Origin of the sequence: Shewanella sp. MF05960 (genome assembly GCF_050849305.1) — a bacterium.
Lineage (GTDB): Bacteria > Pseudomonadota > Gammaproteobacteria > Enterobacterales > Shewanellaceae > Shewanella.
Genome location: NZ_JBOZPS010000022.1, coordinates 59,929 through 76,212, shown reverse-complemented (window position 1 = coordinate 76,212; position 16,284 = coordinate 59,929). Strand labels below are relative to the sequence as shown.

At 43.6% G+C, this 16,284-nt stretch carries 15 protein-coding genes; 8 read left to right on the top strand and 7 right to left on the bottom strand.

Annotated elements, in window-relative coordinates; all coding sequences use genetic code 11:
• Positions 1-322: 322 nt before the first annotated feature.
• On the bottom strand, positions 323-1,120 hold the full coding sequence (gene tcdA, locus ACROAE_RS18190) for a tRNA cyclic N6-threonylcarbamoyladenosine(37) synthase TcdA (protein WP_432404713.1): 798 nt from the start codon (positions 1,118-1,120) through the stop codon (positions 323-325).
• A 525-nt stretch (positions 1,121-1,645) separates the two neighbouring features.
• On the opposite strand from tcdA, the gene ACROAE_RS18185 reads away from it, so the two are divergent.
• Positions 1,646-2,686 (top strand): porin, encoded by a 1,041-nt coding sequence (locus ACROAE_RS18185; RefSeq protein ID WP_432404710.1) that lies wholly within the window; start codon positions 1,646-1,648, stop codon positions 2,684-2,686.
• Positions 2,687-2,817: 131 nt separating this feature from the next.
• Here ACROAE_RS18185 and ACROAE_RS18180 read toward each other — a convergent pair whose 3' ends face one another.
• The 4 genes from ACROAE_RS18180 to ACROAE_RS18165 form a co-directional block, all read right to left on the bottom strand.
• Complete coding sequence (locus ACROAE_RS18180; protein ID WP_432404707.1) at positions 2,818-3,135, bottom strand: putative quinol monooxygenase; 318 nt, start codon at positions 3,133-3,135, stop codon at positions 2,818-2,820.
• Positions 3,136-3,151: 16 nt separating this feature from the next.
• Positions 3,152-3,613, bottom strand: coding sequence for a GNAT family N-acetyltransferase (locus tag ACROAE_RS18175; protein ID WP_432404704.1), 462 nt, complete (start codon positions 3,611-3,613; stop codon positions 3,152-3,154).
• A 136-nt stretch (positions 3,614-3,749) separates the two neighbouring features.
• Positions 3,750-5,366: a DHA2 family efflux MFS transporter permease subunit gene (locus ACROAE_RS18170; protein WP_432404701.1), complete on the bottom strand. Its 1,617-nt coding sequence runs from the start codon at positions 5,364-5,366 to the stop codon at positions 3,750-3,752.
• A gap of 1 nt (position 5,367) precedes the next feature.
• Positions 5,368-6,462: an HlyD family secretion protein gene (locus tag ACROAE_RS18165; RefSeq protein ID WP_432404698.1), complete on the bottom strand. Its 1,095-nt coding sequence runs from the start codon at positions 6,460-6,462 to the stop codon at positions 5,368-5,370.
• Positions 6,463-6,558: 96 nt separating this feature from the next.
• Between ACROAE_RS18165 and ACROAE_RS18160 the strand changes: the two genes are divergently transcribed.
• Positions 6,559-7,494 (top strand): LysR substrate-binding domain-containing protein, encoded by a 936-nt coding sequence (locus ACROAE_RS18160; protein WP_432404695.1) that lies wholly within the window; start codon positions 6,559-6,561, stop codon positions 7,492-7,494.
• A 242-nt stretch (positions 7,495-7,736) separates the two neighbouring features.
• Positions 7,737-7,859, top strand: a complete 123-nt coding sequence (locus tag ACROAE_RS18155) for a hypothetical protein (protein WP_432404692.1) — start codon at positions 7,737-7,739, stop codon at positions 7,857-7,859.
• Positions 7,860-7,985: 126 nt separating this feature from the next.
• On the opposite strand, the gene ACROAE_RS18150 is transcribed toward ACROAE_RS18155, so the two are convergent.
• Positions 7,986-9,551, bottom strand: coding sequence for an SO_0444 family Cu/Zn efflux transporter (locus ACROAE_RS18150; protein WP_432404689.1), 1,566 nt, complete (start codon positions 9,549-9,551; stop codon positions 7,986-7,988).
• 2 nt (positions 9,552-9,553) lie between these two features.
• Positions 9,554-10,015 carry a Zn(2+)-responsive transcriptional regulator gene (gene zntR / locus ACROAE_RS18145; RefSeq protein WP_432404685.1) on the bottom strand — a complete coding sequence of 154 codons (462 nt, stop codon included), beginning with the start codon at positions 10,013-10,015 and terminating at the stop codon, positions 9,554-9,556.
• A 318-nt stretch (positions 10,016-10,333) separates the two neighbouring features.
• Here zntR and purH point away from each other — a divergent pair, with 318 nt between their 5' ends.
• The 5 genes from purH to nhaC all read left to right on the top strand — a co-directional run bounded on the left by purH (position 10,334) and on the right by nhaC (position 16,275).
• On the top strand, positions 10,334-11,923 hold the full coding sequence (gene purH, locus ACROAE_RS18140) for a bifunctional phosphoribosylaminoimidazolecarboxamide formyltransferase/IMP cyclohydrolase (protein WP_432404683.1): 1,590 nt from the start codon (positions 10,334-10,336) through the stop codon (positions 11,921-11,923).
• 84 nt (positions 11,924-12,007) lie between these two features.
• Complete coding sequence (gene purD / locus ACROAE_RS18135) at positions 12,008-13,309, top strand: phosphoribosylamine--glycine ligase (protein ID WP_432404680.1); 1,302 nt, start codon at positions 12,008-12,010, stop codon at positions 13,307-13,309.
• Between the two features lie 155 nt (positions 13,310-13,464).
• Positions 13,465-13,860 carry a hypothetical protein gene (locus tag ACROAE_RS18130; RefSeq protein ID WP_432404677.1) on the top strand — a complete coding sequence of 132 codons (396 nt, stop codon included), beginning with the start codon at positions 13,465-13,467 and terminating at the stop codon, positions 13,858-13,860.
• Between the two features lie 331 nt (positions 13,861-14,191).
• On the top strand, positions 14,192-14,416 hold the full coding sequence (locus ACROAE_RS18125; RefSeq protein ID WP_160056116.1) for a hypothetical protein: 225 nt from the start codon (positions 14,192-14,194) through the stop codon (positions 14,414-14,416).
• Positions 14,417-14,775: 359 nt separating this feature from the next.
• On the top strand, positions 14,776-16,275 hold the full coding sequence (gene nhaC / locus ACROAE_RS18120; RefSeq protein ID WP_432404672.1) for a Na+/H+ antiporter NhaC: 1,500 nt from the start codon (positions 14,776-14,778) through the stop codon (positions 16,273-16,275).
• The last annotated feature ends 9 nt before the right edge of the window (positions 16,276-16,284 follow it).

The window sequence follows — 16,284 nt, the reverse complement described above, 5'->3', positions numbered from 1 at the left end:
AAAGATAGACTGGGCGGTCTGCTATATAACAATAAACGCAAAAAAGTCACAACAAAGAAAATCTAGAAAAGACATAACGTTAGATGGAATTTTTGCAGGCCTTAATGCTTAAGGTCCAGTGTATGAGAGCGTATTAGTATAAAAGACAATGGAGAGGACAATTAACGTGATGTGAACTCAATATGGGGGCGGTTAAATACAACCGCCAATATTAGGCTAATAGACGCAGGGTAAATCTTGTCATAGAAGTTATGCATAACTTTGGTAATGATATTCAAAGGCTATGTATTCTGGGCAATGCTAGGCGTTGTAAGCCGATGGCTTACTTTGCTGCTAATTTAGTTAATACTCGGCTCACGGCCACAAAAGCAAAGGTGCCAGTAACCATAGTGATTGCGCCAAATCCCGATGCACAGTCCATACGCATGCTACCTTCTGCTGTTGCTTTGGTATTGCATACGCTGCCATCGGCTTGTGGGTAGACTAAATGCTGAGTGGAAAAAACCGCATCAACGGCAAATCGACGTTGCACGTTTTTGCTAAAATTATATTCTTTACGCAATATATTACGCACCTTAGCCAATAAAGGGTCTTGTACTGTTTTGGCTAAATCGGTCACTTGAATTAACGTCGGATCAGTCTGGCCACCCGCGCCGCCAATCGTCACTAACGGGATTTTATTACGCTTACACCAGGCGATTAAGCCTGCTTTTTGTTTAACGGCATCGATGCAATCAACCACATAATCAATCGTACCGCCTCGCGATGCCGGAACAAAGTATTCGCCTAAATTATCTAACGTCACAAAGTCTTCGACTTCATTAACAATACACTCTGGATTGATCTCGTTAATCCGTTTTGCCATTACCTCAACTTTCGACTGACCAATAGTAGAAGTTAACGCATGAATTTGGCGATTGGTGTTTGTCACACAAATATCATCTAAATCGATGAGGGTGATTTGCCCTATACCACTGCGCGCTAGCGCTTCGGCGACCCACGTCCCTACTCCGCCAATCCCGACAACCACCACATGGGCTTGTGAGAAAGTCGTCAATGCCGCTTGACCGTATAAACGCCCCACGCCAGCAAAACGATGAGTATAAGATTCAGACAACATGGATTACGCCTCGATTAACGACCAATTTCGCTGGCGATTCTAGCTGATTTCACGCTAAAGCTAAATGTTTGTTGCAGATAAACGAGTAACTGACGGAGTCGCACTACTTTGATGCCGCTACTTTTTATAGCAGTCACTTGATTTGATTAATTATCAGCCTTACTAGACTAAGGTCTAGTGATCCAAGTCGTTAATATATTCAACAATTAAATTAACATACGCTAAACTACTGGAATATCGCTTTTGTTGTTGTGCGCTAGCCTATTTATTAATAAATAGGAACATCCCAAAAGAGGTATATCCGCACTGAAATGTGACAAAAATTGATAAATCATCGCCATTGTCACAGTTTTCTGCACAAATTTTTAGGTAGGGCCAGTTTATTTGATCTAGCCCACACTATGACGATGCTAAATCTGTAAAAATCTGCACCAGATTGTTACAGGATAGTATCTGCAACAGACTTCACTAACTAAAACCATGAAAAATGGAATATAGAACATAACGTTCTAGGGAGCATGAAAGATGAAAAAGACCTTAATCTCTGCATCGGTAGCCTCAGTACTTACACTCGTTTCTTTTGCTACGCTTGCTGAAGGCCCAAGTTTCTATGGTCGTTTGGATTTAGCTGTAACTAATTCTGATAACGGCTCTACAACGCAAAATGGTAAAGAAGGTACTGTGTTAGAAAATAACTTTTCTAACTTAGGCGTTAAAGGTAGCGAGAAAATCAGCGACGGTGTTGAGCTTCTATACCAAATGGAATTCCAAGTAGAAAACACCACTCAAACTAAAGACAGTGGCGGTGATGAGGTTGCATTTAAATCACGTAACACTTTCCTTGGTTTAAAAACCAATGCCGGTACCGTACTTGTTGGTCGTAATGACACAGTATTTAAACAGTCTGAAGGTGGCATCGATTTATTCGGTAACTTCAACGCTGATATCGACCGCTTAATTGGCGGCCAGGATCGTAAAGCAGACGGTATTTGGTACTACTCACCAGTCATTGGTGGTTTAGTGACATTAAATGCTACGTATTTAATGGAAGACAACTACACAGATGCTGATGGCAAAGATTCGTACGAAGACCAATACGCATTAAGCGCAACGATTGGTGATAAAGGCCTTAAAGCTCAAAACTACTATGTAGCAGCTGCTTATAACACGATTGGTGGCATTGATGCGTACCGTGGTGTGGCACAAGTTAAATTAGGTGACTTTAAACTAGGTGGTTTATACCAAAATACTGAAAGCCAAACTTCTGATCAAGAAGGTGATTCTTTCTTCGTTAACGTATCTTATGACTTAAACGGCGTAAACTTAAAAGCTGAATACGGTCAAGACGATGCTGGTTTTGGTAAGTACTACAAAAACATCAAAGATGCCACTGGCACTGATGTTGACGTAACCAATATTACTATTGGTGCTGACTACCGCATTTCTAAGTCAACGCTCGTTTATGGCCATTATGCAATGTATGAAGGCGACCATAAAGTGGGTACTGCAACTGTAGATTTAGAAGATGATAACATCTTCACTGTTGGTGCACGTTACGACTTCTAATCATCTTGATGCCAGCATAAACTAGGCAACTTTAATGATAAAAAATGCCAGTCTAATGAGACTGGCATTTTTATGTAAGCACCTTTTTAGTAAGCACTTATAAAACGAATCACAACGACGGCTAAAGCGCCTTACGCTATCACTTGATTAAATACTTCCACATGATGCGACTCAACAAGCTCTGGCATCACATTGTGAAAGTAGTGCTCAATGGCATCTTTAGCACAATGCTTATCAAACGCTGCCCGATCGACAAATTTTTCAACAAATGCCACTTTACGATCATCTTCAATACTGACATTTAATTCATAGCGAATACAACCCAGTTCACGGCGAGTATCAGGCACTAAACTCGCTAATGCTGCCAATAATGCATCACGCTTACCTTCTTTAGCTACAAACTGCGCAACACAGACAATTTGTTGAGTATTGATTGAATAATCAGACATTTATATTCCTTAACATTTATGAATAAGTAAGCAGCATATCAAGATGTGGGATTCCGTCTTCAAGATACACTTCAGAATTAACAACAAAACCAAGCTGTTGATAAAAATGACGTAAATAATCTTGAGCACCAATTTGAATATGATCATCTGGCCAGCGTTGTTTTGCAATGGCTATAGCACGCTGCATTAATTGATTGGCTACGCCTTGACCTCGCGCTGATTTAGCCACAGCCACACGGCCAATACTGGCTTGAGGGTAACTGACATTTGGTGCAAGTATACGACTGTAAGCTACCATTTCTTGCTGACTATTAATGCCGAGTAAATGCCTTGCATGCGCATCTTTGTCTTTTCCATCTAATTCTGGATAAGGACAATTTTGCTCTACAACAAACACATCGACACGCAGTTGTAATAAGCAATACAGCTGCTCTAAAGACAATTCAGTAAAGCCCACATCTAACCAAGTTAACGACATTTTTCACCTTAATCGGTTGTACTTGTTCCCTTTTAAATAGCGAGAACGCAGAGCAAAAGCTTCTGGGGTATTCCTTTAAACTCTCGCTGAGTCATCACTTATTAACGCGCAATGGTATAAGATAATACTATCATGATTAATGCACTTCATTCGGCTGATCTGAGCCACTTTTTTCGAGCGGTTTTCGAATCAGTAACACCGCGATGACAGCGATAAAAAGCAGACAAGACATAATAAAAAATACGTCGTTATAAGCTTGAACATATGCCTGTTGCGTCATACTTTTAGCCAGTAAAGCATAAGCTTGTGCATTGGCGCTTACAACATCAGAACCAGCACTTTGTAATATCGAAGTTGTGTCATTAATATACTGGTATGCTTGCGCACTCACCGCGGGCAATGTTTCTTTAATATGAGCTAGATGCATACGAGACAAGTTATCACTTAGCGTTGCCACCAGCGCAATACCAAAGGCGCCACCGAGATTACGCATCACATTCAATACCGTCGATGCAGAGGCATTTTCATGTGCTTTAAGATGCATCGTCGCTAAAATACCAATAGGCACTAAAATAAACGGTTGCCCTAACGCCCTGACGATTTGTGCTGTAATCATTTGATCGCCAGCATAATCAATTGTCATATGGCTGTTCATATAATAACTGATTGAGAATAGTGCAAAACCAATGGCAGCTAAGTAGCGAGGATCAAAACGTTGCATCAATTTAGGCACTAGCGGTAACACTAATAATTGCGGAAAGCCCATCCACATGATCACTTCACCAATTTCGAGCGGCGTGTAATCATGAATTTGCGACAGATATAACGGGATTAAATAAATGGCACCAAATAATGCCATGCCCAATAAAAAGTACGCCACGGTAGACAAGGCAAAGTCACGTTGTCCGAGCAACCTGATATTGACCAAAGGTTGGGGTTTGCGTAATTGGATCCAAATAAACAAACCAATATTGATCACAGCAATGATTGCGAGGTTACGAATAAGATCAGAACCAAACCAATCTTTACGATTCCCCTCTTCTAACACGACCTCTAAGCAGCCCATTCCCAGTGCCATTGTAATAATGCCGGAGTAATCTGCATTTTTGAGTTTGTCCCAAATAATGGGTTTACGCTCCAACCCATACGCCAGCATCACCATCACTAATATGCCCGGCGGCACGTTAATATAAAACAGATAATGCCAACTAAACTGCTCTGTTAACCAACCGCCTAGTGTTGGGCCAATAGACGGAGCAAAAGTTGCCGTAACGCCAAACAACGCCATGCCCATGGCGCGTTTACTGTCGGGTAAAAATTCAAGAATAAGCCGAAACGCTAATGGAATAAGCGCGCCACCAAAAAAGCCCTGCAGTGCACGAAAGGCTATCATCGACTCAAGGTTCCAAGACATTGAGCACAATATTGAGGCAACAATAAAAGCCGCCGTGGTCCACAATAAATAACGTCTGGTCGATAAACCCGTGCTGAGCCAGCCAGACAAAGGAATAGCGATCATTTCGGCGACTAAATACGCGGTCGCGATCCAACTACCTTCTTCTAGCGTTGCGCCTAAGCTGCCTTGAATTTCTTTCATTGATGCATTGGTGATTTGAATATCCAAAATCGCCATAAATGCGCCAATAAGCCCACCTGCTACCGCAATCCATGAGCGATAACTGCCACGTTGATACCCTGTCGGTTTATCACTAGCGACTTGATTAGCATCTAACTCTGCCACTGACTGGCTCATATTAACGCCCTGCAGTGACAGCGGCCGAATCATTAAAGTTCGCTTTCGCGGTGGCATGTGCTTGAGTTGCACTCTCGGTGTCGACCTTAACGACTGCACTCAGTCCAGGTAAAATACGAGTTTGGGCTATCGCCGCATTTTCGTTATCAATACGGATCCGCACCGGAATACGCTGCACAATTTTAGTAAAATTACCGGTAGCATTTTCAGCCGGCAACAAACTAAATTTAGAACCAGAAGCAGGCGCTAAGCTGTCGATAAAGCCATTAAGTTCTTCATCCGGATAGGCATCGAGTGTAACTTTAACAGCCTGACCAGGTTGCATATGTTCGATTTGAGTTTCTTTAAAATTGGCCGTTATCCATACCTGTGAATCGGGCACTAAGCTAAACAATGCTTGCCCAGGTTGCACGTACTGCCCCACTAAAGCACCACGCTTACCAATAATGCCTGAAAATGGCGCAGTAATTTTGGTATCAGCTAATTGAATATTGGCCAATTCAACACTCGCTTGGGCTTGATCTACGTCAGCTTGAGCTTGCAATAACTGGGCATTAAACACTGACAATTCACGCTGCTTTGCCACTAATGCCGCTTGCGCCTCATCAACGTGTGCCGATGCCGAATCAAAACTGGCCTGGAGCTGATCAACATCGTTTTGCGAACTGTAATTGCTCACCTTCAGTTTTTGCGATCGTGCTAACTGCTGCTTGGCAATTAACTGATCCGACTGCGATGCAACCACAGCCGCTTTGGCTTGATTGATCAAGGCTTGTTGTAAATCCACTTTCGCCGCCAACGTCTGTAAATTGGCTTGCGAACTGGCTAACACAGCCTGACTTTGAGCGACACGCGCCACAAACTGGCTGTCTTCTAATTGTGCAAGGACATCGCCTTGGTTCACATGCTGATTATCGCTCACCGCCGATTGCACAATATAGCCAGGTACTTTGACACTGATACTTGAAATATCGGTCTCCACGTAGGCGTTATCGGTCGACTCAATAAACCGCACTTGTAACCACCAATAAACGCTTGCGATAACGACCGCCAGAATAAGACTTGGCACTATGATAAAACGTTTATTTATAGACATGCTGAACTCCTAATTTATTACCTTCTAGTTTACTACTGTTTCGTGTAGTTTATTAGATAGTTAAAATTCAACCCACTGTTCCACAGGTGTAACAATATGGATCTCAATCGCGTTCAAATTTTCTCGCAAGTAGTAGAGCAAGGCAGCTTTACCGGTGCAGCTAAAGCCCTTGGGATCACTAAAGCGACAGTCAGCCGTAAGGTTGCCGAGTTAGAAGCTGATGTAGGGGTACAGCTCTTATTTCGCACAACTCGGGCATTAAAGCTCACCGAGGCGGGTTCAAGTTATTACCATCGCATTAATAAAATTTTGCAAGATTTACAAAGTGCAGAAGACTTACTAAGTGCCAGCCAACAAGACATTAAAGGCAACTTAAAAATCATAAGCCCTATCGAATTAGGGCAATTATTTTTGGGGCGTATTTTCGCGCGCTTTCTTGCCGCTTACCCAAACATCACTATCGATGCAGAATTGACTAACCGTAAAGTGGATGTGATTGAAGAAGGAGTAGATTTTTTATTCCAAATAACAGAGGTTCATGACCCCAAATTACAAAGCTACTCACTGGTGACTGCCAGTAGGCAACTGATGGCCAGCCCCGACTACCTTAAACGTCATGGCACGCCAAAAGTCCCACAAGATTTAATGGATCACACTGCGATAAAATTACAATCGGCGCACATCAATGGTGGTTGGCGTATATTTGATGGTAAGCAGTGGGTTGATCTTGATCCGCCAGCACAACTGAAAGTGAATAATGTTACGTTTGCGCGAGAAGCGGCCATCGAAGGGCTTGGCATCACAGCGGTGCCCGTCATTATTGCCCAAGAAGCGATTACAAGTCAGCGACTTACTCCGATTTTAGAAGACTTTCCAATGGCACAAACTAAAGTGACGTTAAGTTTCCCTCAACGGGTATATATGCCACGTAAATACCTTGTTTTTATCGAATTTCTTTATGCTGCACTCATTGAAAATTGGGGCGATAATGTATTAGAGATCCCCGACTTTATTCATGTGAAGTCACGTTAATACATCATTGTATTGCGGGCATATCTTTATACTTTTGTCGTCTAGCCCTAGCGCTAAATAATCTATCGATGTTATAGATATTTTTGCTCAACTTGGTGCTAGTATCGGTTTAAGCTTTTAGCCAACAGGATGCTTATCTCAACGCTATATTCGCATTACTTATACTTGATATTGTGATTCATATATTGTTTAAAATTTTTACAGAGTGATCAAAGCCCTGAGCCATACACGGAGTAAATAACATGAGCAAAGAACGTAATAATTCAAAAGAGTCAAAGAAACAACCCTTGCTATCGTTAAAAGAAAAACGTGCAGCAAAAGATGCGAAAAAAGCCCCAAGCTCTTCAGTCATCAAAGGCAAATAGCCTCGCCTGTTGTAAGATAAAAAAATACCGAGCCATGAGCTCGGTATTTTGTTTTTAGGTGTAAAGACTATTTATAACTGGTTTTTTATCCACTTAGCACTATGGTTGACCCATTCGGCTAACTTATTACGAACAACAACTTTTCTCTTTTTTGCCTTTTGGGATCTTATCCCACAGCACTTTAGACATTAATATCGCTAACACAATCCCAGATACCGCCACCACACCTTGTGGTAATAACGCATGTTCTTCACCTATCTGTGGCATCACCTCAAAACCAAAGGTATCCACTAAATAATTAACCAACACGCCAAACGCTAACGACACGCCAATAACGCCGCCTAGATAGCCATATAATGCACGTTTGCCTAACTCTTTAGTGACAACACCGAGTGTCGCGATATTCGTTGCTGGACCTGCCATCATAAACACCAATACCGCACCGGGTGACACCCCTGCTAATAGCAAGCCTGCAGCAATCGGTGTTGAAGCCGTAGCGCAGATATACATAGGGATAGACACTAACACCATGACTAACATGGCTAAAATGCCGTCGCCCCACTTCACTAAAAAGTCGGCAGGTACGTAAGTTTGTACTAACGCAGCAAAAAACAATCCGACCAACAACCACAAGGTAGTGTCTCTCACTAAATCAGTCGCGGCGTAATGTAAGCCCGATAATACTCGGCTAAATACACTGTTTTGTTTAAGCTCGGTTGCCATGTCCTGAGTTGATGCACAGCAGCTGGCATCTTCACTGCTCACTGCGACATCTTGGCTCACTGAAGCTGACTTGGGCGCACAACAACTGCTTGCTACCTCAACTTTCGGCTCAGCTTGACTACTGCAACAACTGGATTTAACCGCCTCTGATTTAGGCTCTACAGCGACAGGAGTCATTGCGTTAGGACTCATAGCTTCAGAATTTGCGCTGCAACATGACTGTGATGATACTGCTTGTGATGATTGAGACTGTGCAGCATTTGCATCAACTACCTGAGTCTCAACCGCCTGAGATGATTTGTCCGCCTTACTCGCACAACAACTACTTTGCTTTGGCGCTTGTTCAGCACTCAACATTTTGCCTGAAGCCATAGGGCTTAATACCGACTCAGCTTTAACGGCGGTCATTTTCACAGCAGCATACTGCACTGTGTCAGCATCGCTGGCATTCGCAGTTAAAGAGGCTTGAGATGAACTTGATATATTGGCCTTCTTACTTGCACAGCAAGACGACTCCACTTTTGCTGCAGGCTTGTTGCCTGACTCAGCTTTAGCCGATGAAGGCACTCCATCATCGTCATCGCGGCCCACTAATAGCCCTGCAACAATCGCACTAGTAATAGCGGCTATGGGACGCACTATGGCCATAAACGGACCCAGTAACACGTAAGATACGGTAATTGAGTCGACGCCGGTTTCTGGTGTTGACACTAAAAATGACGTGGTAGCCGCTTTTGAAGCTCCGGCGCGACGTAAACCAACCGCAGCAGGAATAACCCCACAAGAACACAAAGGTAATGGCGCACCTAATAATGCCGCCTTAAATACTGTTTTAATCCCATGGCCACCGAGTTGCTTTTGCATCCACGCCATAGGCACAAACACTTTTAGCAAACCCGCTAACACTAACCCCAACAATAGCCATGGGGCGGACTCTAAAAATAAATGAATAAAATTGGTCAATAACATACTTAGTCCTTATGACCTGAATGAGCAAAATGATGCTGTTCTTTTTTGGCAATAATATGTTGGTCAGACGATTCTAACGCTTCGAGTATCGAGCAATGCTCCGCGCTATCTGGGCCGCCGCAACAGGTGTTCGATAAACTCTTTAACGACGTTGCAAAATGTTGTAACTCCGCTAACTTAGCTTCAACCTGCTCAAGCTTAGTGTCAACCAAACCTTTGACCTCAGCACAGGCTCGATTAGATTTATCCACTTCTATAGACAATAAATCGGCAATGTCATTAAGCGAAAAACCCACCGCTTTGGCGCGAAGAATAAACTTTAATCTGTCAGAATCGTCATGGTTATATAATCTGTAGCCTGAATCAGAGCGGCTCGAAGGAGACAGCAGCCCGTGTTTTTCGTAAAACCGTAAAGTGTCAGCCTTGATGTCGTACAAGGCAGAAAGTTCGCCTATTCGGTACATGATTAAACCTCAACTCAGAAAGTGTATTCAGCTAAAAAGTCTCTGAAATTATCTTAAGTATAAACCTTGGAGTTTAATCCAAGGTCAAGGGTTTATTATGGATTATTTTTGATTATCTTTGTTCTTATTTCAATATTGTGAAATCACACAGAAAAAACACCCAATACATGCACTTTGCGATAAAATACGCCCGCCCAATCGTAAGACAGTATCTAGTGGTGTTATCGCAACATCATGAGGGACTTTGGTAAAGCAGACTTGAAGCAATTCTGTTTTACGAAAGATCCTTAAAATCAAACTAGTGGACCCTGTACCTACATGAATAATGTCAGACCAATTCGTCGCGCGCTATTAAGCGTATCAGATAAAACTGGAATCCTTGAGTTTGCACAAGCGCTGCATGCACAAGGTGTTGAACTCTTATCTACGGGCGGTACTGCAAAGCTACTTGCAGACAACAACATCCCGGTAATTGAAGTTTCTGACTACACAGGTCACCCAGAAATTATGGATGGTCGTGTTAAAACGCTGCATCCAAAAATTCACGGCGGTATTTTAGCCCGTCGCGGCATTGACGAAGTGGTAATGGAACAAAACGCCATTAACCCTATCGATTTAGTGGCCGTTAACTTATACCCATTTGCTGAAACAGTAGCAAAACCGGGCTGCACCTTAGCCGACGCGATTGAGAACATCGACATTGGCGGCCCAACCATGGTGCGCTCAACCGCCAAAAACCACAAAGACACCACGATTGTGGTTAACGCAAAAGACTACGCTCGCGTGATTGCAGAGATGCAAGCCAACAACGGCAGCACCACATTAGCAACTCGTTTTGACCTAGCCATTGCCGCATTTGAGCACACCGCAGCGTATGACGGCATGATTGCTAACTACTTCGGTACTATGGTGCCAGCACACAGTAACGACGAATGTCATGACGATTCTACATTCCCACGTACTTTTAATTCTCAATTCGTTAAAAAACAAGATTTACGTTACGGTGAAAACAGCCACCAAAAAGCGGCGTTTTATGTCGATACGCAAATTGATGAAGCTTCAGTGGCCAGTGCGATTCAGCTACAAGGTAAGGCGTTGTCTTACAACAATATCGCCGACACAGATTCTGCGCTAGAATGCGTTAAAGAGTTTGAAGGCCCTGCATGCGTTATCGTTAAACACGCTAATCCTTGCGGTGTGGCACTAGGCGCTAACTTATTAGAAGCCTATGACCGCGCTTTTAAAACCGACCCAACATCAGCATTTGGAGGCATTATTGCCTTCAACCAAGAGTTAGACGCTCAAACGGCGCAAGCTATTGTTGACCGTCAGTTTGTTGAAGTGATTATTGCCCCTAAAGTCAGTCAGGCAGCCCGCGACATCGTTGCCGCTAAAGTGAATGTGCGTTTACTTGAATGTGGTGAGTGGAACACTCAAACCACAACACTTGATTACAAGCGCGTGAATGGTGGCTTGTTAGTGCAAGATCGCGATCAAGGCATGGTGAAGTTAGAAGACGTGAAAGTGGTGTCTAAGCGTCAACCAACAGCTGATGAATTAAAAGACTTAATGTTCTGCTGGAAAGTGGCTAAGTTTGTAAAATCTAACGCCATTGTTTACGCCAAAGATGGCATGACAATCGGTGTCGGTGCAGGCCAAATGAGCCGCGTTTACTCAGCGAAAATTGCTGGCATTAAAGCAGCCGATGAAGGTTTAGTGGTTGAAAACTCAGTGATGGCATCTGACGCTTTCTTCCCATTCCGCGACGGTATCGACGCAGCCGCAGCAGCGGGTATTAGCTGCATCATCCAACCGGGTGGTTCTATTCGCGATGAAGAAATCATCGCCGCGGCAGATGAGCACGGTATGGCCATGGTATTTACTGGCATGCGTCACTTCCGCCACTAAGCAACATTAGAAATAAGCAGCCTTGTTTGGCTGCTTTTTTCGTTTAAAGAATCATATTATTTAATTTATTAAAAGGTGAATAAGATGCAGGTACTTATAATTGGTGGCGGCGGTCGTGAACATGCTTTAGCCTGGAAAGCGGCTCAGTCAGCACAAGTAACAAAAGTGTTTGTCGCCCCCGGTAATGCTGGTACGTCTTTAGAACCTAAGTTAGAAAACGTCGCTATTGATGTTGAACAAATTGACGCACTTGTCGCCTTTGCCAAAGATAACGCTATCGAAATTACAATTGTCGGCCCAGAAGTGCCATTATCACTAGGCGTAGTTGATGCTTTTAATGCTGCAGGCTTAGCGATTTTTGGCCCTACAAAAGGCGCGGCACAGCTTGAATCGTCAAAAGCGTTCACTAAAGATTTTTTAGCCCGTCACAACATTCCAACGGCTGACTACTCAAACTTCACTGAGATTGCACCCGCTAAAGTTTATGCGGCAACATTGACCGCAAAAACAGGTTTCCCTGTCGTGATTAAAGCCGACGGTTTAGCCGCGGGGAAAGGCGTGATTATCGCAGCCAATCAAGTTGAAGCTGATGCTGCCATTGACGATATGCTTGCAGGTAATAAGTTTGGTGATGCCGGTTCACGCGTGGTGATTGAAGAATTTTTAAAAGGCGAAGAAGCCAGCTTTATCGTGATGGTAGACGGCAAAAACATTCTCGCAATGGCCACCAGCCAAGACCATAAAGCACGTGACAACGGCGATTACGGCCCTAACACTGGCGGCATGGGTGCATACTCTCCTGCACCGGTTGTGACTCAAGCCGTACACGACTGGACCATTGCCAATGTTATCCGCCCAACCGTTGATGGCATGGCGGCAGAAGGTAATGTTTACACAGGCTTTTTATATGCTGGCCTAATGATTGCGCCAGATGGCAGCGCTAAAGTGCTTGAATACAACTGCCGCTTTGGCGACCCAGAAACGCAGCCGATTATGATGCGTTTACAGTCTGACATCGTTGAGCTTTGCCTAGCAGCCACTCGTGGTGAATTGAACAAAGTCACCGCAGAGTTCGACTCTCGCGCAGCAGTCGGTGTGGTGATGGCCGCTGGCGGTTATCCAGACGCTTACAATAAAGGCGATGTGATTAACGGCTTAACGCTTGGCGATGTACACGGCAAAGTGTTCCATGCCGGCACCGAGATGAAAGACGGCCATGTGGTGACTAACGGCGGCCGTGTATTATGCGCTACCGCCTTAGGTAACACGGTAACCGAAGCCCAACAGGCCGCTTACGGTTTAGTGGATGCCATCCATTGGGATGACGTTTATTTCCGTACCGATATTGCTTACCGCGCCATTGCACGTGAGCAAGCTAAAGCGTAAATCATTCGCTTATCTTGTTAGCATAAAACACTCCCTGAGATGGTAACATCGCAGGGATTTTTATTTTTATAGCCATGCCAGTATTAAAGAGATATGTTTACAGAAGTCCAACACCAATATAACACTCAGATGATACTGTGAACACAAAGCACTGTTTGGGATACATTTTATTATCGTTATTATTGACTGCCCAAACAGCCTATGCTGATGGTCTTTCTTCGCTTCAATCTGAAGCACTATCGTCATTGGATGCTGACAGGGTTGATGCGATATTTTCTGCCAATACACAATTGGACCTTTCGACGTTACCACCCATTCTTTATCCACAATCGGGCATCAAGCGCCAATTCATTAACTTTATTACCCCAAACACATTTTCCTGTAACGTGTTTGGCCTTGGAATTAAACCGATAAAAATTGCTTATACAATGACATTTAAACATGCTCAACAAACATGGACACCACTTACAGGGAAAGTGCACTACCAATCATTCTGGCAGGCAGAAGATAGCAATGTAGAGTATATTTGGATTAACGATAACCAGAAATAAAAGAGATTCGTCGCGAGTTGATAGTGATAATCTATTCGAATGATCAACGTTTACAACTCTAAATCCTCTTGCATCTCATGTGAACAAGGTAAATCTCCCATTTAATGATTAAGCTTAATGCCTCTGCCAAGACTGATCCCCAAGATTAGTATTTTAATTACCGCAAAAGATTAACTTCTATTCACTTTGCTTATAAACCCTGTTTTATGTGATCTAGATCACTAAGATCGTGTTGTTTGAGGTGCATTCTAATATAAAGCGAATTGGTTAAGCGGTTATCTATCCGATGACTAAACGCGAGTAACTTTATTAATAATGCTTGGAGTACACAATGTCATATTCTATCGAAGACCTTATCTACAAAGGGGAAAAATCAGGCGTACATGGCTGGAATACATTAGCAGGGGCCACTTTTTATTGGCATCCAGATTGGTTACATATTGCCGAAGATATGACTGGCCACAGTGCCATGACTAATATCAGCCCAGCGAAAGGTAAAGCCAACAAAGCGGATGCTGAAAGTGCCATCGTTAACCACCTTAATCACCCCAAGTAACTACTCATATCGAGCACTCATATCGCGCACTCATTTAGCTCATCCGACTGAGTAAAGTGAGATATTCTAGCAAGGGTATCACTGGTCCCACCATATACCCTTAGCGGATATTTATGCGATCGAACAGTCAATATCAGCATATTTAACCAAGCTAAGTAACTAAGCAAGCACAACACCCCACCACCTCACTTAATGCTGTTCACTCAAATCATTGGTTCGCGATAACAATATTCGACTTATTGGCCTTTTTTTGTCAGGATGTGGCCTGTTACAAATTCGTTACCAAGTTATTAATAAAGCATTAAACCAGCTCACTCGAATGAGATATTGGTCAAAATAATAATTATAAAGGAAATCGTATGTCTCAAGCTGAGCCTTCAAAACCGTCGCCATCGAACCATAAACAGCCCACGTTACTCGATGCGCTTATTCCCGTATTTGCACTCATTATTATGCTGGGTGCTGCGGTATATTTATTTTCATCCGACAGCTCATCTGGCGCCAACCAAATCGCATTAGTGTTAGCCGCATGTATAGCAATGATCATTGGTTATAAGAATGGCTACAGCTGGAACCAAATGGAGCGCGGAATTGTTAAAAGTATCGGGGTTGCCACAGGCGCGCTATTAATTTTGTTCAGCGTGGGCTCACTCATTGGTACCTGGATTTTAGCAGGCACTGTGCCAACGATGATTTACTATGGCATGCAAATCCTTAATCCCGATTATTTCTATGCCGCTTGTTGTCTATTGTGCGCAGTAGTGGCGTTAAGTATCGGCAGCTCCTGGACGGTTGCAGGTACCCTCGGGATCGCGTTAGTGGGAATATCATCTGCCATGGGTTTAGATGTGAACATTACTGCCGGTGCTATTATCAGTGGTGCTTATTTTGGCGATAAAATGTCACCTATGTCTGACACCACCAACTTGGCGCCAGCAGTGGCTGGTACCGATATTTTCAGCCATATTCGCCACATGACCTGGACCACAGTACCGAGCATTATTATTGCCCTTATCGGCTTTACCTTTTTAGGCTTAACCGCTGATGCTACCCCGATTGAAAACCAACTTACCGACACTCTGGCGCTATTAGATAAAACCTACAGCCCTGGGCTGCATTTGCTCATTCCATTATTAGTGGTGTTGTATTTAGCTAACCGCAGAATGCCTGCATTTCCCACGGTAATATTAGGCACATTAGCCGGCGCTGCATGTGCGGCACTGTTTCAGTTTGATAACGTTATCGCTTTTGTACACGACGATACACTAGTACCGGTAGTTGCACTGGTAAAAGGCTTATGGATTGCCATGTTTGACGGTTACGTTGCCAACACGGGTGATGAAGTATTAGACAGCTTATTAAGCCGAGGCGGCATGAGCAGCATGGTCACCACTGTGTGGTTAATTTTGTGCGCCATGGCATTTGGCGGCGTGATGGAAGTCACCGGTTTACTTAACCGTATTTTAGAAAGCATTCTTACCGTAGTGACCGGCACCACCAGCCTCATAATTACCACCATAGGGGTGTGTATTGGCGCTAACATCATTACCGCCGACCAATATATTGCTATTGTACTGCCTGGACGAATGTTGAAGGTTGAATACACTCGCCGTAAATTAGCCGCGGTTAATTTGAGCCGCTCATTAGAAGACTCTGCAACAGTCACCAGCCCATTAGTGCCCTGGAACACCTGTGGCGCCTTTATGGCCAGTACCTTAGGCGTAGCAACCATTGCCTACCTGCCCTACGCCTTCTTTAACTTGGTGTGTCCATTTGTGAGTGCCACTTATGCTTATTTTAATTTCAAAATCGAACCATTAGACGAAACTAAAATCAGCACTGGCGAAGTCGTCGGTTAGCTAAGACGT